Genomic DNA, 25,731 nt, shown 5'->3' with positions numbered 1-25,731 from the left:
CTCTCATTGTAACGCACAGGGATATACCAAGTTTATCGTAAAAGGTATTCCATGTCGGCAATCGCCTGCTCAGTGCTGGTGAATAAGATTGCTTGAATACCGATGGCGCGAGCGGAATCGACATTTACTTGTACGTCATCTAGGAAAATCATCTCCTGAGGCACCGTTTACCTATTGTTCACCAGGCGCTGGGTTGACGTCGAATGATGCAGCTTATTTACAACACTAAATAGCGCTTTGACAGAAGAGGTCATCACATCGTTATCGATCCCACACCCCCAATAAACAGTTCCCTCCGAAGCAGTAATTCCAATATAGGTGACTGCCTGCGACTCTGACCCGATTTCTAAAGCGTGCTCCTTATAGACCAGATTTGTATAGTCCATACCCAGATTTGTGCGAAGTGCGTTGCTGATGGCATCCAATCGTCCATTGCCCACACCCGTAAATTCCTTCAGTTCCTCACCCATTCGCACACTGACGGTCGCTTCATAGTCATCCCTGTGCGTGAAGCAATAATTTATAAGCTCTAACGGAGCTGTGATATTCACGTATTCCTCGATGAAAATTTCATATATTTCATCCGGTATAAGTTCCTTGTGCAGGCGGTCCGAAACTCCCTTCACGCGATATCCCACTGCTTCACGCATCTCGCCCGGCAAATCAATTCCGAAGTTTTGTTCGAGTACGTAACCGATGCCGCCTTTGCCGGACTGACTATTAATTCGAATAATGTCCCCCTCGTATTCCCTGCCAATATCCTTCGGATCAATCAACAGATAAGGTACTGACCAATGCGGACCGTTCCCTTCCTCGCGCCATTTCATCCCTTTGGCAATGGCATCCTGGTGCGATCCCGAAAATGCGGTGAATACAAGTTCCCCGGCGTAGGGATGCCGTTTGCTCACCTTCATTCTCGTCAGTCGTTCATATTCGGACATGATTTCAGGTATATTTTCCAAATGCAGATGCGGATTCACTCCATGTGAGAACAAGTTCAAAGCAAGCGTGATGACGTCTACATTGCCAGTCCTCTCTCCGTTGCCAAACAATGTCCCTTCGACCCTCTGCCCGCCGGCGAGCATTCCTAACTCTGCATCCGCAACACCCGTTCCTCGGTCATTGTGAGGATGAAGTGACAGAATGACGTGATCGCGGTAATTTAGATGCTCGCTCATGTACTCAATTTGGCTCGCGTAAATGTGAGGCATTGAGAGGGACACGGTAGCCGGAAGATTGATAATGACTTTGTTTTGTGCCGTGGGTTGCCACACATCTAACACCCGATTACAGATTTCGAGCGCAAATTCCACTTCCGTTCCCGTGAAGCTTTCGGGTGAATATTGAAATTGAAAGTTTCCGTCAGTTTGGGCCGCGCATGTCTTCACCAGTTCTGCACCGCTGATGGCGATGTCGATGATTTCCGCTTTGGACTTTCTGAATACCTGCTCCCGTTGCGCGACGGAGGTGGAGTTATACAAGTGCACGATGGCTTTGTTCACACCTTGGAGCGCTTCAAAGGTCTTTCGGATAATGTGCTCCCGCGACTGTGTTAAAACTTGAATCGTCACATCCTCCGGAATTAAATCCTGCTCGATCAATGTGCGCAAAAATGCGAATTCCGTCTCTGACGCCGCTGGGAACCCTACTTCGATTTCCTTGAAGCCAATTTGCAGCAGCAACTGAAAGTATTCCAGCTTCTCCTGTAAATTCATCGGAACGACCAGCGCCTGGTTGCCATCTCGCAGATCGACGCTGCACCATGTCGGAGGTGCCGTAATGTACTCCTTCTGCGTCCACTTCAAACTCGATACGGGTGGCGTAAAATATTCTCTAGTGTACTTGTCATAATTTTTCATACTTGCGTTCATTCCACTATGCTGGCTCACTGACTATCCCTCCGAATGATATCTTGTAATAAAAAACCAGGTCGATCATCCTCAAGGGACGATCGACCTGTTGTCGAACGCGGTACCACCCTCGTTGATTTGGTAAAACCAAACCCAACTCAGCGCAACATCTTCATGTTGCAACCTAATAACGCGGGTCAGGCGTTAGAACTTAGTAGGTCTTAACGACCGTTCAGTCCAACCACTCTGGGGTGAGTCGCGAAATCTGGCTTCACTGCGTCGCACCATCCCGCAGTTCTCTGTGCAAGCCCAGTTTCCGTTTGTCCCCTTCATCGTGTTTGACGCTTGTGAATCATCGTTTGAAACATAAAAACAGACCACCGCCTCATCAAGAGACGACTGGTCTGTACCAACCGCGTTACCACTCTTATTGACCCGAATAGGTCCACCTCTACCGCAGAACAACCTGCGTGACCCTTAACGGTGGTCAATCGTCTAGGCATACTGAAGTTCTGCCTAGCCGCTCCCGGGCGAGTTTCAGGAAGATCACATACTGCGTCGCACCACCCCGCAGTTCTCTGACAGGCGAATGTCCCTGATGCTCCCGTTCAAAGCGTTTCAAACAGAAGAGAAATGAAGTTTTTGTATTTTCAAATTACCACGGATCGTCGTCTTGGGTCAATCTCAAAATTTTTTACTTAATTCACATTACTCAAGTCACCGTCAAAGCTTTACTCGGACGCCCAGTTCTCTGTCGCGATGGCAGGAGCATTCTATAATTTGGTAAATACCATGTACACATCAACCCCTTGACATTCGGTCGTTACCCAAGATAAAATGACTCCAATTTCAAACCGCAACGGCTGCGATGAAGAGAGTACGGATTTGCGTCAGTGCAGAGAGTCGGTGGCTGGTGAAAACCGACCTGGACAAATACCGGAAGTACACTTCGGAGCCGCATGGTGAACTCCAGTTGGACATTAGCCAATGCCGGAGGCGTCTAGGCGCTTTCGTTATCGCAATGAAGTGAAGGCAATTCGCCTTTATTAGGGTGGTACCGCGAGTCAATCTCGTCCCTTACTGGGGGCGGGATTTTTTTATTTTTGACAATGATATATCTTCAAAGGCTGAGATGGAGAGAGTACGTGTTGCATTGGGTGCAGAGAGTCGGCGGTTGGTGCGAGCCGAAGCCAAGAAACACGGAAGTACACTCCGGAGCCGTCAGGTGAACCCCTTCGGGGCAGTAGCTTTGAGCCGGGCAGACCAGTGCTCGTTATCGTAATCAAGTGAAAGGTTTTGTGCCTTTTATTAGGGTGGTACCGCGAGAAGCCTCGTCCCTAGTCAGGATGAGGTTTTTTTGTTTTTCGTCCACTCTACGCGAAATCAGGAAGCACAGATCTTTTATTAGGGTGGTACCGCGAGAAACCTCGTCCCTAATCCGGGCGAGGTTTCTCTTTTTAATTGACACTAGGGAGGAACCTACCATGGCAGTAATGAGTCGTGAGCGCACAACGAAGCAAGTTCCATACAAACTGGCGAGCCGGTTAAATCATCCTGAGCCAACAGTTGTCTCGATTCGCAATCTTCGCATCGGCGATGGATCGGTTACCGTGATGTCTGGTCCGTGCTCGGTGGAAAGTCGCGATCAGATCATCGAGATCGCACGCGAATTGCAGAAAGCTGGGTCACACATGCTTCGCGGCGGTGCATTCAAACCACGTAGCTCTCCGTACTCGTTTCAGGGGCTCGGGGAAACAGGACTCAAGTTTTTGGCAGAAGCGCGCGAAGCCACTGGATTGCCTATCGTGTCGGAAGTCATGGACATAGAAAACTTAGCGATGGCATGTGAGTACATTGACATGGTGCAAATTGGTGCACGGAACATGCAGAACTACTCCCTGTTAAAGGCTGTGGGTAGAACGACCAAACCTGTCTTACTGAAACGCGGCCTGTCTGCGACCATTGAAGAGTGGTTGATGTCGGCCGAGTACATTTTGAGCGAAGGCAATCCCAATGTCATCCTTTGCGAACGAGGCATTCGAACGTTCGAGACCGCAACGCGCAACACACTGGACTTGAATGCAGTACCGGTCATTAAACACCTAAGCCACCTGCCGATCATTGTCGATCCGAGCCATGGAACAGGTATCGCCCGTTACGTTCGTGCGATGAGCATGGCGGCGATTGCGGCCGGTGCGGATGGCCTCATTCTCGAAGCGCACCAGTCGCCGGAATCCGCTTTGTCCGATGGACAGCAAAGCATTACGCCCAGCGAGTTCGCGCAACTCATGCACGATGTCGAGGTACTGACAACCGCCTGTCAAACACAGAGAGAAGGTGTGACGATTGGATAACAGCGTAGACGTCCTTGTTGAATGTCGGGCGCTCATCGATGAAGTTGACCGGGAACTCATCTCGTGTCTCGCGAAACGATTTCAACTCTCGAAAACCATTGGCTCGATTAAACGCGGGGCAGACGTTCGGGTTCATCAACCAGATAGAGCCAAAGAGGTCGAGGAACGCTACGTGAACCTCGGCTCATCACAGGGAATACAAAGGAATTTCGTCATTGACTTATTTCACCTGATCCATGAGGAGTCTTGTCGCATCCAAACGGTGGAAGAATGAAGTCCACTTGAAGGGCAACCGTGGTTGATCGTCGAGTGAACGCTTGCTTGGTGAACGTTACGAATTGAGAAGGGGAGATGGTCTCCCCTTCTGAACGAAGCGTTTCGAATCACATTCATCGTCCGTCGTCGATTACACGGTTGCTTCATTAAATGGACTAGTTAAAGCAGAACGTAAGAGCTGCAACGCATCAGGTACGTCAGCTATGTCCCACACGGGAATGACCCACGGCGGAGATTGAATGCGTGAAGTGGCATGTTTTCGCACCGAAACAGACTGATTTAGCAACCAGCATGCGTGCATGCCACTTCGATTTGCACCTAAAACATCGGCATCCCAATTGTTTCCTATCATCACACTCTGTTCGGGTGAGATTCCCAAGGCGTCTAACACAATATCAAACACGATGGGGTCAGGCTTTTCTGGTTTGTCATCGCGTAACTCCGACTGTGTGGCATAAACGAATTCAAAATAGCCTCCTACGCCCAACCGGTTTAACAACCTTCGCACTGTGCTACTGTCACTAGTTGCCGTATTACTCAGTATTGCTTGTACGTACCCTGACTCCGACACTTTCCTCAGAATTTCTTGTGCGCCAGGGCGAAGTTGTACCTCCATACACTGATCGAGCGGCTGTAAATCCTGACCACCGTTTGGAGGCGTAATCAGTGTATCTCCCAAGTCCCAGATCACGTGCGTAATCACGACAACCGCTCCTATCGAATCTGTCAGATGTAGCATGCTCTGTCCTTTACACAAGCACGATACTCAATATTCACAATATAAAACAAAGGTTCAATCAAGAACATGAGCCCTGGAATTGATCCACCGATGCCACCTGAACCATTGAAAACAAAAAAAACAGGCCTCCCAAGGTACGGTATTCGTACGCTCGAAGGGCCTGCAAATTAGGTACAGTAGTGCTGGCGACCATCATAACGCGTGAAGTTCAGTCTCGCACGGGACAAAATGACCGCGATGGCACATGTTAAACTGTCAAAGAAATCGTGGTAAGGAGTCAGAGCGATGGCACTGAATAAGGATGTTGTTGTGGAAGAGGCATTAAGACTCCTCAATGAAGTTGGCATCGAGGGTCTAAGTTTACGATCTTTAGCAGGTAGACTAGCGGTGAAACCTCCAACATTGTATTGGCACATCAAGAATAAGGCGGTCCTCGTCAATGAAATGGCGGAGAGAATTTTGCAATCCCAATTTCAGGACCTCAGGCGACGGGGGACGGATGAACCATGGCAAGAGTGGTTAGTGTATGTTTTTAACCAATTGCGAAAAGCCATGCTTTCATACACGGACGGGGCACGAATTGTAGCGGGGGCTCATTTCTCTGCAACGATGTCCGACATAATGGAGGCGGCCATTCGAACACTTCTTACCTCAAGCGTCAGTCTGCGGCAGTCCCGCTTAATCGTTCTGACCGCGACTCAATTCACCATTGGGCATGTAATTGAAGAGCAGTCTCCCCCTGACATAGAAATGTCCAGGGATTTTGACATGGAGCAGTTTGCCAAAAACCATCCGACAAGTGTGGCAGGCATCGAAGAGTATTTTAATTCTGGAAAGACCGTGGATGACCTGTTCAATGACCAGTTGAGACTCATTATTAGGGAGTAATCATTCAGCACGCCAGTCCGTCCGTTAAAACAGGGGAGCCGAGCCCCGATAATGAGCTCCTTATTGACACACCGACACTCCGTTGATATCGTATAACGCAATACATGGATAATAAAGGTTATCGGCGATGCAGAAAGACGCGCCACTATCGTATCTGTGACTTAGAGAAGAATCGTCACCCGGCTGCAAGCGATTCTCGCAGGCGATAAAGGACACCACTTTCTAAGCTGTCTTGAGGATGCGTGCTGAAACAAGACCGGGGCGTACGTTATACGCTAGGAGGATGCCGGATTTCGCTCTTTAAGTCCGCATTAAATCTGGGTGGAACCACGGGAACAACGTTCTCGTCCCTGACAACAGGGATGAGAACGTTTTTTTATTTTGTGTACTTGTTTAAGTACGAGTTGTTCCCTATACCGATAGGAACATCGAGCACAACTCGCCTACGGGACGGATGTGGACCGACAGGCGACAAAGAACTTGGCAAAGGAGAGATTAGAGATGGCAGACTACATGGTACGACTGAAGGACGGGTCGAAGAAAACGGTGGTGGCTGGCACGACATACGCCGAAGTCGCGGCAGAAATTAGTCCGCGTCTCGCGAAAGAGGCTGTTGCCGTTAAGGTAGACGGCAACATGATGGATCTCTCCCATGAAGTTGTGCCAAGCGGTCAAATGGAACTCCTCACGCTCAACGACCCCGAAGGCGTCCAAGTGATGCGCCACACCACTGCACACGTCATGGCGCAGGCGGTAGCCCGTCTCTTCCCCGGGACAAAGTTTGCTATCGGTCCGGTGATCGACAACGGATTTTACTACGATTTCTCAGATTGCGTTTTCACACCTGAGGACCTACCTAAGATTGAAAAAGAGATGCATCAGATTGTCCAAGCAGACTATCCGGTCATTCGCGAAGTGCTTTCGCGTGAAGAAGCACTGATGTTGTTCTCAGAACGCAAGGATCGGTTCAAAGTAGAGATCATCCACGATCTCGCTCCATCGGACATCATCACCGTTTATCGCCAAGGCGAGTTTGTCGACCTGTGCCGAGGACCACACTTACCGTCAACAGGACGAGTAAAAGCCTTCAAACTGACGTCGATTGCAGGCGCCTATTGGCGGGGTGATTCATGCCGCGAGCAACTCGCTCGGTTGTACGCCATCTCCTTTGCGAAAAAGTCAGATCTCGACGAACATCTACGCCTCTTGGAGGAGGCAAAAAGGCGCGACCATCGCCGATTGGGGCGGGAATTGGAACTGTTTATGTTCTCAGAAGACGCACCAGGTATGCCCATCTTCCTACAAAATGGCATGCACATTCGAAATGAACTAGAGAACTTCGAACGGTCTCTCCAATCGATACAAGGTTACAACGAAGTGAAGACACCAGTAATCTTAAACAAGCGTCTATGGGAGCAATCAGGTCACTGGTTTCACTACAAGGAGAACATGTATGTCACGAAGGTGGATGAGGATGATTTCGCCCTTAAGCCGATGAACTGCCCTGGGCACATGCTCATCTATAAGAACAAGCAACATTCATATCGAGAACTCCCTATTCGCATCGCCGAATATGGACATGTACACCGCCACGAATTGAGTGGGGCACTCGGCGGAATGATGCGTGTGCGCTCCTTTACACAGGACGATGCCCACCTCTTCTGTCGACCGGACCAGATTGAAAACGAGTTGAAGGAAGTACTCCGTCTGATTGACAGAATCTACAGCGTGTTTGGGTTTTCATACAGGATCGAGCTATCCACACGTCCGGACGACTCCATGGGTTCGGATGAATTATGGGAGCAGGCAGAAAGCGCGTTGCAGAAAGTACTTGACGAATCTGGGGTAAAATACCGTGTCAATCCCGGTGACGGAGCGTTCTATGGTCCGAAAATAGACTTTCATATTCAGGACGCGATTGGACGGATGTGGCAATGCGCAACCGTGCAACTAGATTTTCAGCTTCCGGAACGCTTTGAATTGGAGTATATCGGAGAAGACAATCAGAGACGGCGTCCGGTGGTCATTCATCGAGCAATTTTTGGATCCGTTGATCGCTTCATCGGAATTCTTACAGAGCACTTTTCGGGCGCGTTCCCATGTTGGTTAGCTCCCATCCAAGTGCGTATCGTGTCCGTTTCCGATGACTTCGTCCCAGATGCAAATGACGTCTTATCAAAGTTGCAATCCGCCGGCTTCCGTGTAGATGTGGACGCTCGCTCAGAGAAAATTGGCTACAAAATTCGTGAAGCGCAGCTCAAAAAAATCCCCTATACCCTTGTGATTGGCGAGAAAGAACGGTCCGGTCATGTGGTCAGCATTCGGAAGTACGGCCAGCGAGACCTCGGCGAGATGGCTCTTGATGCGTTCATCGAGAAGTTGAAAAAAGAGGTAGATAACAAAGCTCTACTCACGGATGTCGACTCACCCCCTCCTGGAAATTGAGAGGATTCCCGGAAAGATATAGCCGCCGCAGAGCGCCAGATGCCATGTTTTCTAATACATGCACTTTTGCAGTCCCCCCTCATTCAGTCCAGAATGAGGAGGGACGATGTCACTGCGGCGCTCTCAGACAAGGATGCCTGTTATTTTTTCAACGCGTGTTCCTTAGATGCAATTGATATGATCGCGACCGACCGCCCACCCGTTCCAAAACTAGAATCGCTGTTCGCTAGTTGCGGGTGGATGTCATCGTGACTTCAGATGAAATACCCTGATACGGTTCGGTGGGCGTACAATTTCGTCAACCCACTCAGTTCGCCTACGACGCGGTCAATACGCAAGCGTGGTGTGTCCGTTTTCCGAATCTTAATGCCCTATAAAACACATCAAGTCCACAAGGGGGCACTGCCCCTGCCGTTTGCACCATAAAATCACCACACCCTCTCCATTGGAATTTCACATCGTTTACGTATCATACATGGTATGTGAGCCTCTCTGCGCGAACAATTTACCTCCCTTGTCTCGAGCATCCGCGCCGACAAGACGCGATGCTATACTGTGTTTGCCTGTAACCCGCTCGCATATCGTCGTCCTTCTAAAAACGGATCACTTGAGGAGCATTCGCCCATGAAACAATCCTTATCGCCCACGCGCAACGCGCGGCAAATTCTTGTTAAAGTTCCAGAGATTACGGCATACTTCTGGATAACAAAAGTGCTCACGACCGGAATGGGTGAAGCGACGTCCGACTTTTTAGTCTATCACCTCAACCAATTTGTTGCGGTTGGACTCGGAGGAGCAGGGCTAGTGGCCTCTCTCATTCTCCAATTTTCCGTTCGCAGGTACATCGCCTGGATTTACTGGCTCGTCGTCGTGATGGTCAGTATATTTGGAACCATGACGGCCGATGCGATGCACGTTGTTTTGGGCATCCCTTACTTCATCAGCACGACGTTCTTTGTTGTGGTACTGACCGTCATCTTCATAGCCTGGTACGCAGTCGAGAAGACGTTGTCGATTCATAGCATCACCACGAGAAAACGCGAGATGTTTTACTGGGCAACCGTATTGGCCACATTCGCACTCGGAACTGCTACTGGAGATATGACCGCAACGACGATGCACCTGGGCTATTTCGCTTCCGGGGTATTATTCACTGTTTTAATTGGAATCCCAGCTTTAGGCTATCGACTGTTTCGCCTGAATGGAATTTTCGCCTTCTGGTTTGCTTACATCATGACACGTCCAGTGGGCGCCTCATTTGCTGACTGGATCTCAGTTCCCCGTAGTGCAGGTGGACTTGGAACCGGCAAAGGTTTAGTCAGTCTGGTTCTGACCGTCGCCATCTTTGTAATGGTTGGCTATCTGACAGTCACCCGTAAGGATGTGAAAGTCGAGCAACTGCGTCACCGTCGCACGACGGCGGGGTAAATTCTGATGTAGGGAGACATCCTTCGGGCAAACGCATTCTCCATACAATTTCCATGATGTCTCCATCTTCACTTCACATGGTGCATCTATAATGAAAGGTGTCCACGAAATTCCCCGTGCTAGTTATCCATTGACTACACAGAACTTAATGCCAAGCAAACCACCCCCCCGAACGGGTGGTTTGTTTCATAATATCGGGGTTTCGTCAGGGGCGGGTGAGTACGAAAATGGTTCTAGTGGGACCATTTTCAACGGAATTTTGATTATATCCTCCTATAGTGAAAGCGTGGGTAGGGTAGCGTTAGGAATGTCATTCCGCGTGATACCCTTTATGCTTACCTGGTCGGCGCGTACCTGTGCCGACCCTCTTTTGTGTTCTCTGAAACCGACCCTAGAAGGTGAATATCTCCTCGCACAGATAGCCTTGGAGGGGAGGCGTGCGAGCACACTAAAACAGAGGTACAAGCAGCTCCATTATAGGCACCATTGGTCTTGACACTCAATGAACCGTGTACGATGCATCTATTTATTTAGTCTCATGGATTTGACACGGCTCCGCGAATCTACGTGATGTAATGCTTAGGCTATGGGACATGCCGGAACGCGAGGTTTTTATGGAGACTTACCAATATGGTGTGCAGCTCACCGAAGATGGTATGGTGCAAAGATGCCGATACAGAGAGACGACATATGAAGTACAGAATGAAAAATGGCAGCCAACATGAGGGGATTCCCCATCGTCAATGACTGCCTAAACCTGCCAACCATTGATTTTCATGTACGCCGCTCGGCTCATCTCCGCGCGAAGCTGTTTCACATCTACTGTGCAATGGCTACCATGCTTCAGCAGCAGACGGACAAAAAAAATTCTCTTGCCATTCGACAACAGAGTAGTAAACTATCTCATTGGGAGGAGAAACAAACCTGCCTACCTACGCTTACAGGTATTTATGTGCAGGTTTGTTTTCCATGTTTATATCATACGGACGCGAAACCCTTTTTTATGAGGGTCGCGTTTTGGTTCATCCTGCTTTTTCGACTAAAAACAACAGTTATCCCCCTGGTTATTGGGGTTTTACTTGCTTCTTCCCGATTGTTTACCATCCTCCATGGGCGCTGCTCAATCCAACCGTTCACGATAGAAAAGATAGCCATCGTCACTTCTCCGTGCAAACCAACTGCAACCGAAGTAGTACCGACCCATTGCGGAACGTGCTGGCGCCAATCGCAATCCCGTCATTTCCACCCCACACGCGAAGTATATTGTGAAGTTGGCAAGCCAATGTTATATGTAAGACCTTTTCGGGAGTGAGTATAGTGCAAGTGGATGTAAAGTGTAGCGTTGCGAATTGTGAATATTGGGCCAAAGGAAACAATTGCGTGGCATCGTCCATCTTGGTCAGCGTAGATAAGCATGCGAACATGGACACAAGTGTCGAGTTTGGGATGCTGGACGGACACCACAAGGACACTGCGTCGGACTCCGCGGATACTTGTTGCCACACTTTCAGGGCAAAGTCATCGTAATAGCTGTCTGTCGGCGATCCAGCTCTGAAAACAGACAACTACAGCAGATGATACGACGCTAATGCAATATTTACGCCGGGGCTCACCTCGCCTCTCAACGATGCGAACTAAGGTGAGCGTTTTGGCTTCCTCCACATGCGTTTCAGTCTGCAAGTAAAGTCGCCTCGGGTCCCCCTCAGTTTGAACCTCTGGTTGTGAGTACGACTGGCTGAACCGATTCAGTCCCGAAATTATCATCGGATTAGCCGATGCATACATGGAGATCAACGACTGCGCTTGCCAAAGCAACCGTTGGAACAGTGCGAGGTATAGCCTTCGTCGTCCGTAAAGAATAGATAGGCCGCCTCCGAACAAAATGGACAGACGAATGTCACTTCGGTTGCGCCCGTGAGTTGTATTTGTTGTACAGCCGTTTTCTTTGCCCAAAGTAAGTCGAGACTGTCTTCACTATTCATGCTCTGTTCCTCCGGTGGCGTGATTCACATAGTTTGAACACACTTGATGCGTTCAATGACACATGGAGGCCAAAGGCAGTAATTTACAGTGCGGAGTCACACGGTGAACCAATCGTCCGCGCTCGTCCAGTGAGCCGACGTGGAAATCGAATTTGCCGATCCCAGAAGGTGTTACCGTCCATGGCTTACCGCGTTATTTAAGAGCTTACGACCAGTGCACCATCTCGATGGTCAGACGATCTCACTGGTAAAACACCCATCCGTAACTTCTGTATAGGGATTTCAAATCCGCAAATGCTATCGACCATCAACTATGCGGAGGAAAGCGGTCATGACACATCACTGGATTGGCGTTTCGGGAGTAGTGGGCATCGTCATTATCTCAGGAGCCCTCATCACGTTTGCGACCTATTGGAGAAATAAGCGAAGAACGTAGCCTCACCACTCGCTATGCGTCACTCCCACCCCTAAGTGTGATGAAATACCGTACAACTGCAGACTGTTCGTACCGTGAGGTGACTTTAGGATGCGTGATATTCATCTGGTTCCAAACTCTTACTATCCTTCTGAAAATCTTGAGTTTCCGATGATGGCTGACACGCCGACTGTAACACCTAACCTTCTGTTTTACGTCAGAAACCACTTTGAATATCCGAACGTTGACATGAATACCTGGCATTTGACCATTGAAGGCTCAGTAAGCCGCTCACTGACGGGATGGGCAATCATGCGACGGAAGTTGTATTGCACCCTGACACTTTACTAGCATACGAGATGAGTGGGACACCACTTTCTCCAAAACATGGATTCCCAAATTTCAATAAATTTGGTGTGACACCTTGTAGCCCCACGGGTAGCTCGGGAAGGACATGATCTCCTACGGGATAGCGTATCATTCACTATTCACCCCCCATCCGGTAGGGATAGGGGGTGAGCAAATAGCGCGTGAAGTCGTGATCAACTTGAGGCTTGCGTTGAAGTGGTCGAAGTCGTGCTTTTCGAATGATGTGTTTTTACGCCCTTTTGAAAGCCCGGATTTTCTACGAGTTGAGTGATTCGAGCATCCTGTTTACTTAGGATCTTCTGTTCCTGAGCGGACGTCAATTTCCCGCTTTGAACAAGCTTGTCGAGTTGAGCTTTCTCTGCAGACTCGATATCGGAGATCAACGTTTGTTCATCGAGGCCTTTGCTCTGTGCAATTTGGGCGAGAGACTCGCCTGATTTCAGGTCAGACTGGAGTGTTGCCTGGTCTACGCCGATGATGGTTGCTAGATCAGCCAGCCGACCTTTCCCAAGCCAAGCCTTACCTCCCATCCCCTTTGAAAATCCTCCTGTTTGTTCGACCAGCTGTTGTACGCGGGAGTCCAATTTGGTGAGGATTTGCTGCTCCTGTGCAGACGTCAATTTCCCATTTGAAACGGCTTGGTCCAATTTGGATTTTTGCGCCGACTCAATATCCGAGATCAGCGTTTGTTCATCGATACCCTTGGCCTGAGCGATTTGGGCTAGTGATTGACCGGACTTCAGATCAGATTGAAGCGTCGACGAGTCAATGTCGATGATTTTGGCAATAGACTCCAACGAACCGACTCCCCCGCGGTGAAATTTGTGGTTTGTATGCGAAGCCGTGGGGGTGGTTGAATTCGTGTTTGTGGCGGCGTATGCGGTGACGGTTCCAACAGCAGCTAAGGTCATTACAGAGCTTGCAATCAGGGTCTTCATCCTCATGTGGTCTACCTCCTAGTGATGTGGATTGCCTTACATTCCAGAAGGTTAGCCACGATTCATTGAAATCCCATTGAATTTCGGTGTGTGGGTAGACTTTTGAGTGGCTAAAGTAGTAGGCACTGCGAACCATGCAGCGTGCCGCACTGGAACTCAGATGAATGGCCACCCTTATAAGGTGGCCAACGTCATTCTTCCGTGGTAGGTTGTTCCGTTTCAATAATTGTCGTCAGGGATTCGGAATCGACTTCGCGAGCGCTTACACGTTGCACTGTCTGTTCAATCGTGAATGGAAACTTCTCGTCTTCGTTCACATTCAACACCCCTTTCTTTCAAGTGTTGTCAAAACGGATGCGGTTTATTATTAATTATTCGGGAAACGACCTGTTGCTGACAACTCTTTAAGGTTTAGATTCAAATTCTCAGATGCATGTGGTGATGTCGTCCCAGGCACCATAGACCTAGGTGATGCGATGTGTGGTGGAGAGGGCTGGTGACTTCTGTCGTTTGCATCTCGGTTTTAATGATTCTTGGCGCGGCGCAATACCATTGGAATCCGTACGAACTGTTTACATACGGAAACGGGTTTATCATTGGCGCACTACTCTTGGGATTTGCTGGATTTGTGTTTGAGATAGTGGTGGAAATAAATTTTAAATCGAGCCAATCGCGTACGAACGACGAGATGGGTCACAAGCGAAAGCGACGAAGGTCGAATCGAAAGCGTGCAGCTACCGGGAAGTGATTCGCATCCATCGAGTCACCGCCCGCCAACACGGTTGCCCTAAAAGTTCAACCCCATATAAAAGAGACCGCCACTCGGCGGTCCTTCCGTACGTGCACCCGACGACTCAACTGAACCCCTTAGACGCCCCCACCCCGCCAATGGATTGTGAAGAGCGGTGGTGTGACCATCAACACGTTTCTTAACACAAAGTTTCTTAACACAGCGACGAGTTGGGCAGGGAAGTGTAAAGGGTAAACGTCAGGGACTTTAAGTCAGAGAGATGGTGCACTCAACAGACTTCCATTGTTTTGAACGTGGGCTAACTGCTGCATGTCTTCTGCTGCCCTCGAAATTCCGGACCGAATCGCATGTAAAAACCTCCGGCCACCACCGTCTTTAGAAACGTCCCTCAGTCCGTGCCAGGCTCCCACGGCCACTGCCCAAGTGATCTCCACAGGATTGCCGCCTAAGCGAAGCATACTGTTCATGACGCCTCGTACCAACTCATGAACGGTAGATTCAGTAAGACAAATCACTTCTGCAGCCGTTTGAACAGATATTTTTGCAATGCGCTTTGCCACTGTCGACAGTTCTGGACTGCTCTCATGGTGATTAAGTGTATACAATAGTGAATCCTCCACCACCGACGAAAGTAGAAATTCACCAGACAGATGTTCTTGCCACATCATGTAGGCCAAGTGCTGCTTTGTGCCGCGTAAATTTCTTTCCTCAGAATCTCTACCCACCTGTAACTCCTCCTTTATCCCAAATGCGCAATCGTACGTGATACGCAATCCCCTGTTTTATGATGGGGTGGGAATCAAGGCGGATTCATGTAAGTGAGCATAAATCCACTCTCCTCTCACACGCTTACGGAGTTAGCTGTCGGATTCGGGCCGAAGAGGTGGCCCTACCAACCATTCCGGCTGGATTCACCCCAAAAGTTGGTTCCCCCGTTCCCTGTTCGGGATTCAGCGAAGACGATTCAGTTTTGCATCATTATACACGATTTGAACACACAATTCAAAAATTAGAGAGGCCATTTATATTGTGCTCTTTTCTCCCCAGCCGAATTGATGGTATATTCAACAAAATCGTCCTAATCACGCAGCACCTGAACATATTTCCAATGACCCGGATTATCCAGAAAACGTATGTTCATGGAGGGACTGAGATGAACGAAGAGCGTTACGTAAGGGAGTCGCGAACGTTTAAGGCAAGCCATGTCTTACCACCAGATACCAACAACCACAACACGCTCTTTGGCGGAAGGTTAATGGCTCACATCGACGACGTTGCGGCACTTTCGGCGATGAAACACGCGAGAGAACCTGTCGTGACCGCGTCGACCGATTCAGTGGACTTTCTGCAACCGGTTAAAGTAGATAACGAAGTTTCCCTCGAAGCATTTGTAACATGGACGCACAACACCTCCATGGAGGTGTTTGTTAAAATTGTGGCCGAGGACTTACGCACGGGCGAACGAGCCGTTTGCGCGACATCTTTTTTGACGTTCGTAGCAATCGGGCCAGATGGAAAGCCGACTCAAGTTCCCAAGGTCATCCCAGAGACGGAAGAAGAGCAATTTCTGCATCAGGGTGCTCCTGAACGGGCTGAGGCACGTAAAGCAAGGCGCTTTCGCAACAAACAACTCGCCGATTTACTTGGGACTCGTCGCCCCTGGGAGTCGCCGACACAAAAACCCGGACCAATTGTCGGCCCGCTTTCGTGATGTTATGTACGCGGGTCACGCAGTTGAAATAGCGCCGTGCAGGTTGGCGCAAACTGCAGACGGTGACCCGTCGTAACAAATACATGTCGTGCATCACCGAAATGGAACAAATCCCCAGACCGAAGGATGAGGGATTGTCCTAGTCATATGTCGCTTGTGCTGGATGTGCATCAGTTTGTCTAGGAGCGTGTCCGAGTATTGCGGCTTAGACTTTCTGCATTTGAGTTCAGTTCCATATTTTATTCGACTATGGGTGACTTTCCCCATGGGCACTTACTTCATTAGACGGGGACTGGTCGGTTAAGCACCATCTTTAGCACGTTGCCCAGTTTATATGACCGTATTTGAATATCTTAAGCAGATTATGGCACATGGTAACTAACGACCATTCTCCTCTGACCTTCTCAAGGCTTCGAAGTGAGAATTGGTCGAATCGTCGACAACCCTTAATTTGACCGTACACAGGCTCTACGATAGCCTTGCGTCTCGCGTAGACGGCACGGCCCTTCTTTGTTTTTAGTTTCCGAGTCATACGTTGCTTAATGGTGTAGTGTTTCGGTATTCGTCCTCTCGGTGACTCAGGCACTTCATTGTGCTTTTGACGACCTGTTGCGATGTATGGGTCAATTTCTTTCTCTTGAAGCCATGTCACGTCGTCTTCGGCAAAGTAGCCAGCATCACATGAGATTTTGTGCATCGTCGCTTTCGTATTCTCCGCCGTCATTTCGACCATTGTACGCAGGACACCGTGGTCATTTGTGTGGTCTATAACATCTGTTGCAACAATGATTTGGTACTCTTCATCGACGACAGCCTGCACATTGTATGCTTGGATAAAGCCGTCTTTCGATTTCATAATGCGAGATTCCGGATCCGTGAAGTTGCGTTGAGCCTTGTCCTCCGGAACACCTGCGAGATGACTCTCCTTACGTGGACGACCGCGTTTCCTGGCGCCTGTCTGGTTGGTGGGGCCGTTGTCATCGTCCTTCTTGTCTTGTTGTTCGTCTTTCTGTTGCTGTTGTTCCACTCTTTCCTTGGCCTCTTTCTCCAGAGAGGACATTGCTTCCTGAATTTTTGCCAACCGGGTCTCTCTACGGGCTAACTCTTCAGGGAGTTCATCGCCCATGGTGTTACCGTACTTTTTATCTTCACTATGGTCGGTGCGTTCAGCCTGCTGCGTAAGCTCGGCGATTTCTTGGCGGAGTCGTTGCTCTTGCTGCTTCATCCGCTCGTAACTCATCGCTTTATGTTTGGATGCGTTTGCCCGAATCTTGCTGCCATCCAGCGATACATGCCCGAGCTTAACCATCCCTGCATGTTGGGCAATCTTCAAGACTTCCAAGAAAAGTTCTTTGAAGGTGACCAAATGGCGTTTCCGAAAATCACTGATTGTCCGGAAATCCGGGAACTGATTTGCGGACAGGACTCGGAACGCCACTACATCCTGACAGGCCTTTGCGATCTTTCTGGAAGAGTACATGCCTGTGCAATATGCGTAAACCAGAATCTTCAATAACATTGCCGGGTGGTACGGGGGAAAACCTCGCAGTTCTTGTTCGTACTGTTTTGTAATGATGGAGATATCGATATGATCGACCACATCACTGACAAAGTTCGCCAGGTGGCCGTCAGGTAGCCATTCATTTAACCCCGGTGGTAGTAGAATGAGTTGGTTCGGGTCGTAGTCACGAAACTTTTTTCCCAAGATTCGAAGCCTCCACTGTGAATACCAATACAGGGGACTTCGTTATTGATCCGGAAATTTCCTTTTACAAAATACTTCAGGGATTACTCGGACACGCTCCTAGGTTTGACTCGCTCTGTACAACAATCGTCCCCGCATCGGCCGATGTGGTACACCTCAGTTCCTATCCTTCGAAATCCCGTAAGGTATACCCATTGAGCCTGCTGCCGCGGAACAAGACGCTCGCACCTCAAGCAATAGAACACGCGTCCCACCACCTGTTCGTTTCCACTAAATTATCTGTGAATTCAACAGTTGTCAATACCATGAAAGACTGTACCGGACCACCCATAGTTCCCACATATTTCTTGATACGTCGACGTTCACGTAAATGACTGATACTCCTCTTCAATCAATTCCATCAGCTTGAGGTAATACATGTACTCTAACGAATCGGGATCGTCTTCTTCTGTCAGGAGCCCCCACCGCTTGCGTTGACGGTGAATATCAATCGTGCGCACTTGCCTCCTCACCTTGGCTCCAAGCAGATGGTAATTCTTGAACAGCACAGGACGCACGTGCCTGAGATACAGCTCTGCACGCCATCCACGCCCCTTGCCAGGCTCGAGAATCGGTTCGCGTCCATTCAGGTCTAATACCTGGTTGTAGACGATGAATTTGGCATCCCTGACTCTTTGCAATCGGTCTGTTTCATTCAATTTACGCTGCGAACGCGAACTGATGAGGTTGCTAAAGAGGCCCACCGACGCGCCAATGATACCAGCCGAACCGGATATCACAGGAGTTACCCAATCCATCTCCATCCCCCACGCTAAATACGTATGCCTTAAGGCAGGGAATTAACTTCGAAAAGCGCAACCACACCTGTGCTTTGTGACTGCCCGTCACCGCGCAACGCTGTAAGTGCCGAGGGCATGATGCACTAGGATCCGCATGTCGAGCTTTCTGTGTGCTTTTTCTTATACTATGATGGAGAGGCACGCTGACCAACTGGAGGCTTTCCTACACAGGAGAGATCTGAGCGATTATCCATTGTTTTTCCATTTGTAGAATCAGTTGCGCTCACCCTCTACGGAATGTGAAAGGCGGCCTACGGAAATTATGTTGCGAAGAAGGACCTTGCGAAGCCTCAATACGCTCACGGCGAGAGACACGAGCCAACTTTTGCTACTTGCTGGTGTCCGCAATGCCATCGGAGTCGTAATTCCCCTTGTCATCGGTCTGGTGACCCAGCACACCCTCTCAGGCGTCGGCATCTCCGTTGGTGCGCTGGTCGCCGGGTTTGCGGGTATGAGCGGAACCGCACGAAGGCGGACGAGAACGATGCTATTGGCGACCGTCTGGATGAGGATTGCCACGCTCATCGGTGCGACGACGGGTGGAATCGTCTGGCTCATCGTCGTCACAGTCATGCTGAGCGGGTTCATTGCAGGCATGATGGTCGCGGTCAGCGCCGAAGCAGGGCAAGTGGGATTACTTTCAACCAATGCCCTCATCCTCATTTCTACCTACCCACAGGATCCGGTGCACTCCATGTATCGAGCGGGATTTGTCGTAGCTGGCGGAGTCCTTCAGACCTCGCTGATGATCCTCACCGATGCCCTGACTGAGCAAAGTGCAGAATCACGGGCCGTGTCAAACGTGTACGCGGCCATATCCAAATACGCGGTTGAACACACGCGAAAAGCGGATATACAGGTCGCAACCGCGATGCTCGACGCGGACACGGCCTTGGGCGACTCGTATATGAAGCGGCCTATGCATCACCAACTTCGAGTGTTCATGAACACTGCAGAACAGATTCGGATGTATGTAGTCGCGCTAGCGAGGATTGCCAAACAACAGAACAACCAACCGCATGACGAACAGACAACTGGAATTGAAGATGGACTGTCAAAGGTTTCGCTCGTCTTGGAGCAGGTCGCCCACGTGGTCAAAAATCCAACTCAGGTGCAGAAAATATCCGAGTGTGACGTAACCCCGCTGAAAATTGTGTGGGAGACTCTCAAACAGGAAACCGGTCCAACGTCAGCGAAGGCGATTTTGCATATTCAGGCCATCTACACTACAATCACAGATCTGCAACATGCTCTGGCCGCCGATCACATGTTGATCCAAGTTGGCATCACACTCGAACGCTCATCCGCGTTGTCCCCACTAAGGAAGACATTCAGATCTTTAGGTGCCAATTTCACACTGAGGTCGACCACGTTTCGCCACGCCGTTCGGGTCTTCTTCACGTTGGCCATCGCACTAATCATCTCCCGCATTCTCGCGCTGCCACACGGGTACTGGTTGCCGCTCACGACCGTCATCATCCTGAAGCCGGATTTTACGGCTACGTTTTCTCGAGGCGTTGCGAGAATACTCGGCACGATTGTCGGGATCTTTGTTGCAACGTTGCTCATCGATATTTCAGGTCGAAGTCATCCGGCAGGAATTGTCCTCATCGTTCTCTATGCTTGCGCGATGTACACGGTAGTAAACTTTAACTATGCACTGTTCACCTGTGCATTGACTGGGGAAATCGTCGTTCTGTTGTCATTCTTCCAGCAGACGCCGCCGTTTGTGGCGATGACGGCCCGTCTAGCCGCTACCGTCATTGGAAGCTGTCTGGCCTTTACCGCGTATATCCTTTGGCCGTCCTGGCAGAACCGAAATCTCCACGTGGTCATTTCGGATTTGGCTCATGCGCAACGTGCGTATTTCCAAACGGTTTTATCCGTATGCCGCCAAAAAGAAGACCCTCAACAGCTACAGACGAAAAGACAGGCAGCACGACTGGCACGCACCAATGCAGTCGCAGCAGTTCAGCAGGCCATGAACGAGCCAGTAAAACATTCCCAGGATCCATACGCCATTTTGGGGTTGTTGACGGCGATGCACCGTTTTTCGGACACTCTGCTCTCACTGGAAGCCCATTTTCTGGAAGTGAAGTTTGACTTATCGCCGAAAATTCTTAACGAATCCGCGAAATACATTGAACATGCTCTGCACGTGATCGAATTTGTGATCCGGCACCACAACATCGAAATGGACGAAGAAAGCATCCAGCGAGTTCTGGTCCATCCCGAGTCGGGTTTGAGTGTGAAAAGTCAAAGCTTTACAGAAACGACCTTCGCTCGTTTGGAGGCGATCATCCGTTCCATGTTAAGGATGCTCCCATTAAATCCTCCTTCCCGCGTACATAGCGATTCTAAATCTTAGAACTCGTTGGCTGCCGTATTTGGCGGAATTATCGTGGGCATAGGCGTCGGGCTGATCATCCGCAACGGGGGAACCTCCGATGGCACGGAAGTCATCGCCGTTTTGGTCAGCAAGAAGTCTCCGTGGTCAGTCGGGCAGGTGGTGATGTTTTTCAACGTCTTCATCTTGGGCGGTGCCGGGTTCGTGTTCGGTTGGAATCACGCCATGTACTCTCTCATCGCGTATTTTATCGCGTTTAAGATGATCGACGTCACCATCAACGGGTTTGAAGAAACGAAGTCCATCTGGATTATCAGCGATCAGTATCGTGAGATTGGCGATGCGATGCTGAGCCGTTTGGGGCGCGGAGTGACCTACCTACAGGGCGAAGGGGCGTTCACGGGCGATAAAAAAAAGGTGGTGTTCTCCGTGATTTCGCGTCTTGAAGAGGCCAAACTGAAGACGCTCGTGGAAGAGATCGACGCAAACGCATTTCTTGCGATTGGCTCGGTCGCGGAAGTCCGCGGAGGCCGATTCAAGAAGCGAAACATCCACTGACCTCGCGTTCGAACAAGGTCGATTCCATTCGACCGAGCGGTGAACGCACCATGCTTCAAGGTAAGCTGAGAGCATTTGGTATGTATCGGGATGCTGTGATACTGAATGGCAGGGAGGCGCCCTAAGTGATTGTGAAGTGTTCATCGTCAACCGCGTCGAGCACATACAGGCACCATGTCGTGAGAACGAATCGATGGGGCGACATGAGCGCCCCATCCAATCGCGCGAGGTCCGTGGAACCAAGTCAATCCGCCATTTGAGCCGAACGCCTATCGCATTGCTCTTCGAGATCCCAGTATTTCCGGTAGAAGATCAGGATTGAGGCGGCGTAGGTTGCGTCGAACCGTACGCTACGTTGAATCCATCCGTGTCGGAATCAGGATTCGACGGAACGGACACCGTTACGTTATTTTGCACCATGTATCCACTGTCTGAGGACGTTAGCCCTGGATTCACACCATTCACCGTATCTGGGTCAAACGTCGTTTCCCCGTAATGCGCGAGCGTAGCAATTCTCCCGTTAATTTCAGGTGCTTCTTGAATCCATTCAGCCGACGTGCCCGGACCAGAATAGGACTTCGTAGTGGAGAACGTCTCATTTCTCGTCGTATCGTTCAGTGTGATGGTCCAAGTGCCATTGCCATTGTTGTGAATATGCGCCGTCATGTGATCACCAGGGTAGACAGCCATCGTGGTGATGACGGTCTCGGCCGCTGGTAGTATTTCCCACCAGGCGTCGTATTGAGCTTTCCCGTTGACGTAGTCCTGTTCCGTTCCAGTCTGAATCAAGTCACTGTTGTTGAAGCCGTCAATCCCTATCCAAGTTGAAGAATAAGTACTCTTGCTAGTCTCCGACACCGTCGGAACGACCCAATCGCCGGTGATGTCGTTGTATGTGCTACCTGTCACTGCATAACCCGACCAATTCGATGCCGACCATCCATAGTTGACCACACCCTTGGAATTGGGCGCCAACGAGGAATTTGGTGTGAGCGGTTGCCTTGGCGCATTGCTGATCACCACACCGGGGTGGGTGTAATCAGTGTGGTCAGCCGAAACCACAGGAGTATTGGGGAGGTTTGTAATATCAGTTCCTGGATGAGTATAGGTGGCCACAGATGCCATCGCGGTTGCCGGAATGGCGGATACACTCAGGATTGCCAGTATAGCTACATTCGTAGTCATGTACCGCTTCTTCATAAACGTTTCCCCCTATCGGATGATTGTGACACCTGAACAAATTACGCGCGAAAATCCGATTTCCTACACGTTCGAATATTCATAATAATTTTAAAAGAATTGTGAGAAGTGCACTGTCTGAAACTGTTTTCCTGTACTTTCGCACCACATATTTTTCATTATATTTCGACCGGATAACGATTCATCACGTTTCCACGCGACTGCTTGTTCGGTCATAGAGATATAAGCCGCGTCGCTGACGAGGGTGACTTCATACGTTACAGCACTCGCAGCAAAGGGGGGTGCCTCTTAGGAGTATTTGGCGGTTGCACGCAGTGGGCCGTGGTATTCCTAATCGACTTCGTTCGGTTTATCCTTTCGTTCCAGCGATAGGCGAAGCTGGCGCAGTCGATAGAACGATGCAACCCCAATGGCCACATCCATTTCAATTTAGGAGGGAATTGCTTATGTACTGTCCAACACACATCTGCCCACCGAACGTGCGAGTCAGAGATTTCTACGCTGCGCAGGTGCAGCGGTACGTTCATCCGCAAGTTACGATTAATCGACTTCACCGCGTTTTGATAAATCAGCACTCGTTTCCACAGATTACGCGCAACGTTACTGATTTCTCACAATATAATGTGGTCGCTCCGTCACGGCCCTATCCGTACTACTACTGAGCTGTGCACACTGCCCCCACGCTGCAGAAGTGAGGGGGCAGCGTGATCTTACAAATTGACGCACGCCGATATTTCACGAATCAGCGTTTCCTCTTCAAACGGCTTCAAGACGAGCGCTTTCGCGCCGATCTCCGTCGCTGATTGGAGAGGCATGCATTGCCACATGGCAGACACCACAATAATGCGCGCCTCCGGAGATATTTTGAGAATGGAGCGAAGCGCCGCTAGGCCATCCATTTCTGGCATCGTGATGTCCATCGTCGTGACATCCGGACGATACTCCTGAAACATGTGAATCGCTTCGACCCCATTTTTGGCTTCCGCCACGACATCGTGTCCAGCCCGAGTAACAAGAGGGTCTCACAGATAGGCAGGTCGAATCGGCGCACAAGGCGACGGTGCAGAGTAAGGCGTCTTGATGCTCTGATGCGATGAACTCGGATAAAATAAATTAAAAAACCCGCCGAAGCGGGCTCACTCACCTTTATTTCGCTTGAATCCATTCTCGGCGCTAGTCCAAATCAGGATGCCAAGTTCCTTCAAGACTTCAATGTCCGCTTGGGTCCAGATACATCCGCCATGTCTTAAAGAAGTGGATATTTTAAACCCTCGATGAATGTCGTACTCCGCGGTGGAGCATTCATTCGGATAGACCTTACCATTCCAGCGTGTTTCAATTTCCTTCTTCAAAAGTTCTGCTTGTGTACTAATTTACTTCGCCTCCTGCTCAATCTATATTACCCCAACTAGGAGGCAATGCCTAATCAGTGCAGCTAAATAAGGTGCTACGCCGACATCATCCTATCATATCATATCCTGAGTATCGACGTTCGTGCACGCGTGCGATCCGTCGGCATGACCCCCACGCTGGAACGCTCCCAGAAACAAAAAAAACACCCGCCGCAGCAGGTGTGAATTGGGGTGGCGACAAGGCTGTTAGGTTATAGCATGCACCATCCCGTCTATCCCCGTTCCTGCCATTCCCAACGCAAGGACGATGAGAAGGACGATGAAACACGACCGGATGGCGCGCGCCTCAGGTGCCAATATGACAACGAGCGCAACGGCCACAACTGTTAATATAATGAGTCCCAAGAGCATCATCGAGATAGCCACGGCCATGTAAATCCCTCCCCTTTCCCGATATATATGTCGATTTCCTGACAAATGTTCGATCCGACGCGCCAGAAGGAGCGTTCGCAATCATGTCGAATCTTGTCTTGAGATAGAAAAACCAAAAAGGCTTGCCCTGGGACACGGTGTCGCAAAAGTGAAGGACGGCGGGATGCTCGTCCAACTAGCGACCGGTGCCCCCTTTCCGGACAGGCCCTAACGAGGGTGATAAAACTGAACAACTTGGATTGTTTTCTTCAAGTCGCACCGCTGATTGACCGTTTATTGAGCAACCAGGACGTGGCCTTCTCCGTGTCCAATGACACGGAAATTCTCTATTTCAGACCGGGAGAAACGATTCGTGTCGGACACGTAGGGTACGCTCTTCAACCGGGAGATGGTCTCTATGAAGCAGTACATCTGAATGCTGAACAATCAGGCATCATTCCCGAGGACGTGATTGGCACCGCCTTTAAAACGATGACAGTCCCAATTCGAGACCAATCAGGAAAGGCGATTGGTGCCGTAGGAATGGCTACCAGTCTGGACAAGCAGAATCGCGTTTCTGCCATTGCCGAAAACCTCGTCGAATCCTTTAGACAGATCTCCGCGAGTATTCAACATGTATCGAGTGAAACACAGCGGATCTCCGGCTCACACGAGACGATTTTGCAAAGCGCAGAACAAGCTACAACACAAGCCCAGAACACGTCGCACATCGTCGATTTCATCCAGAACATTTCCAGCCAAACAAAAATCCTTGGGCTAAACGCGTCCATTGAGGCAGCACGCGCAGGAGAACACGGACGCGGGTTTACAGTCGTCGCTCAGGAGATCCGCAAACTGGCCGATCATACCAAACAGGCGGTCGGACAGATTGAATCCGGTTTGGAGCAAATGCGGGTCTCTACGGAACAAGTGACAAGGCAAATTGCAGATAATGCAAAATCAGTCGAAACACAGTCGGCAGCTACTCAACAGGTGATGGCCGGCATCGAGGCACTGGAGTCCCTCTCCACACAACTTTTTGACATCGCCAAGGCGTTCTGAGAGCGGCGTAGTTGTCTCAAATCCACGAGTGATGGACTCCTCATCCATCCAGAACAGTTGCCTGAGCCACGGCTGCGACCGCCCCGCCATAACAACGCACGATATAAAAAG

Annotated in this window: 23 protein-coding genes, 2 pseudogenes, 1 riboswitch and 4 other annotated features; of the genes and pseudogenes, 14 read left to right on the top strand and 11 right to left on the bottom strand. The window is 49.9% G+C overall.

The features are described from left to right. Positions 1–167: 167 nt before the first annotated feature. Complete coding sequence (locus NZD89_RS08265; protein WP_268008431.1) at positions 168–1,859, bottom strand: 2-isopropylmalate synthase; 1,692 nt, start codon at positions 1,857–1,859, stop codon at positions 168–170. An 81-nt stretch (positions 1,860–1,940) separates the two neighbouring features. Beyond that, positions 1,941–2,192 (bottom strand) — a binding site (T-box leader). 46 nt (positions 2,193–2,238) lie between these two features. Further along, positions 2,239–2,471, bottom strand: a binding site (T-box leader). A 235-nt stretch (positions 2,472–2,706) separates the two neighbouring features. Then, positions 2,707–2,931, top strand: a binding site (T-box leader). 39 nt (positions 2,932–2,970) lie between these two features. Then, positions 2,971–3,192, top strand: a binding site (T-box leader). Between the two features lie 142 nt (positions 3,193–3,334). On the opposite strand from NZD89_RS08265, the gene aroF reads away from it, so the two are divergent. Both aroF and NZD89_RS08255 read left to right on the top strand, forming a co-directional pair. Beyond that, positions 3,335–4,204: a 3-deoxy-7-phosphoheptulonate synthase gene (gene aroF, locus NZD89_RS08260; protein ID WP_268007254.1), complete on the top strand. Its 870-nt coding sequence runs from the start codon at positions 3,335–3,337 to the stop codon at positions 4,202–4,204. Next, positions 4,197–4,478 carry a chorismate mutase gene (locus NZD89_RS08255; RefSeq protein ID WP_268007253.1) on the top strand — a complete coding sequence of 94 codons (282 nt, stop codon included), beginning with the start codon at positions 4,197–4,199 and terminating at the stop codon, positions 4,476–4,478. The genes aroF and NZD89_RS08255 overlap by 8 nt, the downstream gene beginning before the upstream one ends. A 132-nt stretch (positions 4,479–4,610) precedes the next feature. Here the strand turns inward: NZD89_RS08255 and NZD89_RS08250 are convergent, their stop codons facing one another. Beyond that, complete coding sequence (locus tag NZD89_RS08250) at positions 4,611–5,183, bottom strand: HAD family hydrolase (protein WP_268007252.1); 573 nt, start codon at positions 5,181–5,183, stop codon at positions 4,611–4,613. Between the two features lie 321 nt (positions 5,184–5,504). On the opposite strand from NZD89_RS08250, the gene NZD89_RS08245 reads away from it, so the two are divergent. The 4 genes from NZD89_RS08245 (at position 5,505) to NZD89_RS08230 (ending at position 11,507) form a co-directional block, all read left to right on the top strand. After that, positions 5,505–6,107 (top strand): TetR/AcrR family transcriptional regulator C-terminal domain-containing protein, encoded by a 603-nt coding sequence (locus tag NZD89_RS08245; RefSeq protein WP_268007251.1) that lies wholly within the window; start codon positions 5,505–5,507, stop codon positions 6,105–6,107. Between the two features lie 501 nt (positions 6,108–6,608). Next, the gene (gene thrS / locus NZD89_RS08240; protein ID WP_268007250.1) at positions 6,609–8,552 is read left to right on the top strand and encodes a threonine--tRNA ligase; all 1,944 of its coding nucleotides are present in this window, start codon (positions 6,609–6,611) and stop codon (positions 8,550–8,552) included. 624 nt (positions 8,553–9,176) lie between these two features. Further along, positions 9,177–9,980 carry a COG4705 family protein gene (locus tag NZD89_RS08235; protein ID WP_268007249.1) on the top strand — a complete coding sequence of 268 codons (804 nt, stop codon included), beginning with the start codon at positions 9,177–9,179 and terminating at the stop codon, positions 9,978–9,980. Positions 9,981–11,288: 1,308 nt separating this feature from the next. Then, positions 11,289–11,507 (top strand): DUF1540 domain-containing protein, encoded by a 219-nt coding sequence (locus NZD89_RS08230; protein ID WP_326492922.1) that lies wholly within the window; start codon positions 11,289–11,291, stop codon positions 11,505–11,507. A 263-nt stretch (positions 11,508–11,770) separates the two neighbouring features. On the opposite strand, the gene NZD89_RS08225 is transcribed toward NZD89_RS08230, so the two are convergent. Beyond that, entirely contained in the window at positions 11,771–11,962 is a 192-nt protein-coding gene (locus NZD89_RS08225; RefSeq protein ID WP_268007247.1) for a hypothetical protein, read from the bottom strand. A 526-nt stretch (positions 11,963–12,488) separates the two neighbouring features. Between NZD89_RS08225 and NZD89_RS08220 the strand changes: the two genes are divergently transcribed. Continuing rightward, entirely contained in the window at positions 12,489–12,728 is a 240-nt protein-coding gene (locus NZD89_RS08220; RefSeq protein WP_268007246.1) for a hypothetical protein, read from the top strand. Further along, positions 12,680–12,835, top strand: coding sequence for a molybdopterin-dependent oxidoreductase (locus tag NZD89_RS29520; protein ID WP_369125240.1), 156 nt, complete (start codon positions 12,680–12,682; stop codon positions 12,833–12,835). Before NZD89_RS08220 ends, NZD89_RS29520 begins: the two co-directional genes overlap by 49 nt. A gap of 84 nt (positions 12,836–12,919) precedes the next feature. Here the strand turns inward: NZD89_RS29520 and NZD89_RS08215 are convergent, their stop codons facing one another. Then, the gene (locus NZD89_RS08215; protein ID WP_268007245.1) at positions 12,920–13,690 is read right to left on the bottom strand and encodes a hypothetical protein; all 771 of its coding nucleotides are present in this window, start codon (positions 13,688–13,690) and stop codon (positions 12,920–12,922) included. 185 nt (positions 13,691–13,875) lie between these two features. After that, a complete protein-coding gene (locus NZD89_RS08210; RefSeq protein ID WP_268007244.1) occupies positions 13,876–14,001 on the bottom strand; it encodes a hypothetical protein in 126 nt (41 codons plus the stop codon). Between the two features lie 179 nt (positions 14,002–14,180). Between NZD89_RS08210 and NZD89_RS08205 the strand changes: the two genes are divergently transcribed. Next, complete coding sequence (locus tag NZD89_RS08205) at positions 14,181–14,432, top strand: hypothetical protein (RefSeq protein WP_268007243.1); 252 nt, start codon at positions 14,181–14,183, stop codon at positions 14,430–14,432. A 254-nt stretch (positions 14,433–14,686) separates the two neighbouring features. Here NZD89_RS08205 and NZD89_RS08200 read toward each other — a convergent pair whose 3' ends face one another. After that, a complete protein-coding gene (locus NZD89_RS08200; RefSeq protein WP_268007242.1) occupies positions 14,687–15,160 on the bottom strand; it encodes a hypothetical protein in 474 nt (157 codons plus the stop codon). 106 nt (positions 15,161–15,266) lie between these two features. Beyond that, positions 15,267–15,401, bottom strand: a riboswitch (cyclic di-AMP (ydaO/yuaA leader). Between the two features lie 187 nt (positions 15,402–15,588). Here NZD89_RS08200 and NZD89_RS08195 point away from each other — a divergent pair. Further along, positions 15,589–16,146, top strand: a complete 558-nt coding sequence (locus NZD89_RS08195) for an acyl-CoA thioesterase (RefSeq protein ID WP_268007241.1) — start codon at positions 15,589–15,591, stop codon at positions 16,144–16,146. Positions 16,147–16,459: 313 nt separating this feature from the next. On the opposite strand, the gene NZD89_RS08190 is transcribed toward NZD89_RS08195, so the two are convergent. Continuing rightward, the gene (locus NZD89_RS08190) at positions 16,460–17,851 is read right to left on the bottom strand and encodes an IS1182 family transposase (RefSeq protein ID WP_431308595.1); all 1,392 of its coding nucleotides are present in this window, start codon (positions 17,849–17,851) and stop codon (positions 16,460–16,462) included. A gap of 362 nt (positions 17,852–18,213) precedes the next feature. Further along, positions 18,214–18,648 carry a hypothetical protein gene (locus NZD89_RS08185; protein WP_268007240.1) on the bottom strand — a complete coding sequence of 145 codons (435 nt, stop codon included), beginning with the start codon at positions 18,646–18,648 and terminating at the stop codon, positions 18,214–18,216. Between the two features lie 304 nt (positions 18,649–18,952). On the opposite strand from NZD89_RS08185, the gene NZD89_RS08180 reads away from it, so the two are divergent. Both NZD89_RS08180 and NZD89_RS08175 read left to right on the top strand, forming a co-directional pair. Beyond that, positions 18,953–21,058, top strand: coding sequence for an FUSC family protein (locus NZD89_RS08180; protein ID WP_268007239.1), 2,106 nt, complete (start codon positions 18,953–18,955; stop codon positions 21,056–21,058). 6 nt (positions 21,059–21,064) lie between these two features. Continuing rightward, positions 21,065–21,595 (top strand): annotated as a pseudogene (locus NZD89_RS08175) (YitT family protein); the annotation flags it as partial. Positions 21,596–21,907: 312 nt separating this feature from the next. Here the strand turns inward: NZD89_RS08175 and NZD89_RS08170 are convergent. After that, positions 21,908–22,795 (bottom strand): G1 family glutamic endopeptidase, encoded by an 888-nt coding sequence (locus NZD89_RS08170; protein ID WP_268007238.1) that lies wholly within the window; start codon positions 22,793–22,795, stop codon positions 21,908–21,910. A gap of 446 nt (positions 22,796–23,241) precedes the next feature. Here NZD89_RS08170 and NZD89_RS08165 point away from each other — a divergent pair, with 446 nt between their 5' ends. Continuing rightward, complete coding sequence (locus NZD89_RS08165; protein WP_268007237.1) at positions 23,242–23,457, top strand: hypothetical protein; 216 nt, start codon at positions 23,242–23,244, stop codon at positions 23,455–23,457. A 48-nt stretch (positions 23,458–23,505) separates the two neighbouring features. On the opposite strand, the pseudogene NZD89_RS08160 reads toward NZD89_RS08165, so the two are convergent. Further along, positions 23,506–23,793 (bottom strand): annotated as a pseudogene (locus NZD89_RS08160) (response regulator); the annotation flags it as partial. A 600-nt stretch (positions 23,794–24,393) separates the two neighbouring features. Further along, positions 24,394–24,579, bottom strand: a complete 186-nt coding sequence (locus NZD89_RS08155) for a hypothetical protein (protein WP_268007236.1) — start codon at positions 24,577–24,579, stop codon at positions 24,394–24,396. A gap of 234 nt (positions 24,580–24,813) precedes the next feature. Here NZD89_RS08155 and NZD89_RS08150 point away from each other — a divergent pair, with 234 nt between their 5' ends. After that, complete coding sequence (locus NZD89_RS08150; RefSeq protein WP_268007235.1) at positions 24,814–25,620, top strand: methyl-accepting chemotaxis protein; 807 nt, start codon at positions 24,814–24,816, stop codon at positions 25,618–25,620. Positions 25,621–25,731 lie beyond the last annotated feature (111 nt).

The organism is Alicyclobacillus fastidiosus, from assembly GCF_026651875.1.
GTDB classification, from domain to species: Bacteria; Bacillota; Bacilli; order Alicyclobacillales; family Alicyclobacillaceae; genus Alicyclobacillus; species Alicyclobacillus fastidiosus.
The sequence above is the reverse complement of the archived record's forward strand: the minus strand, read 5'-3'. Positions and strand labels throughout refer to the sequence as shown.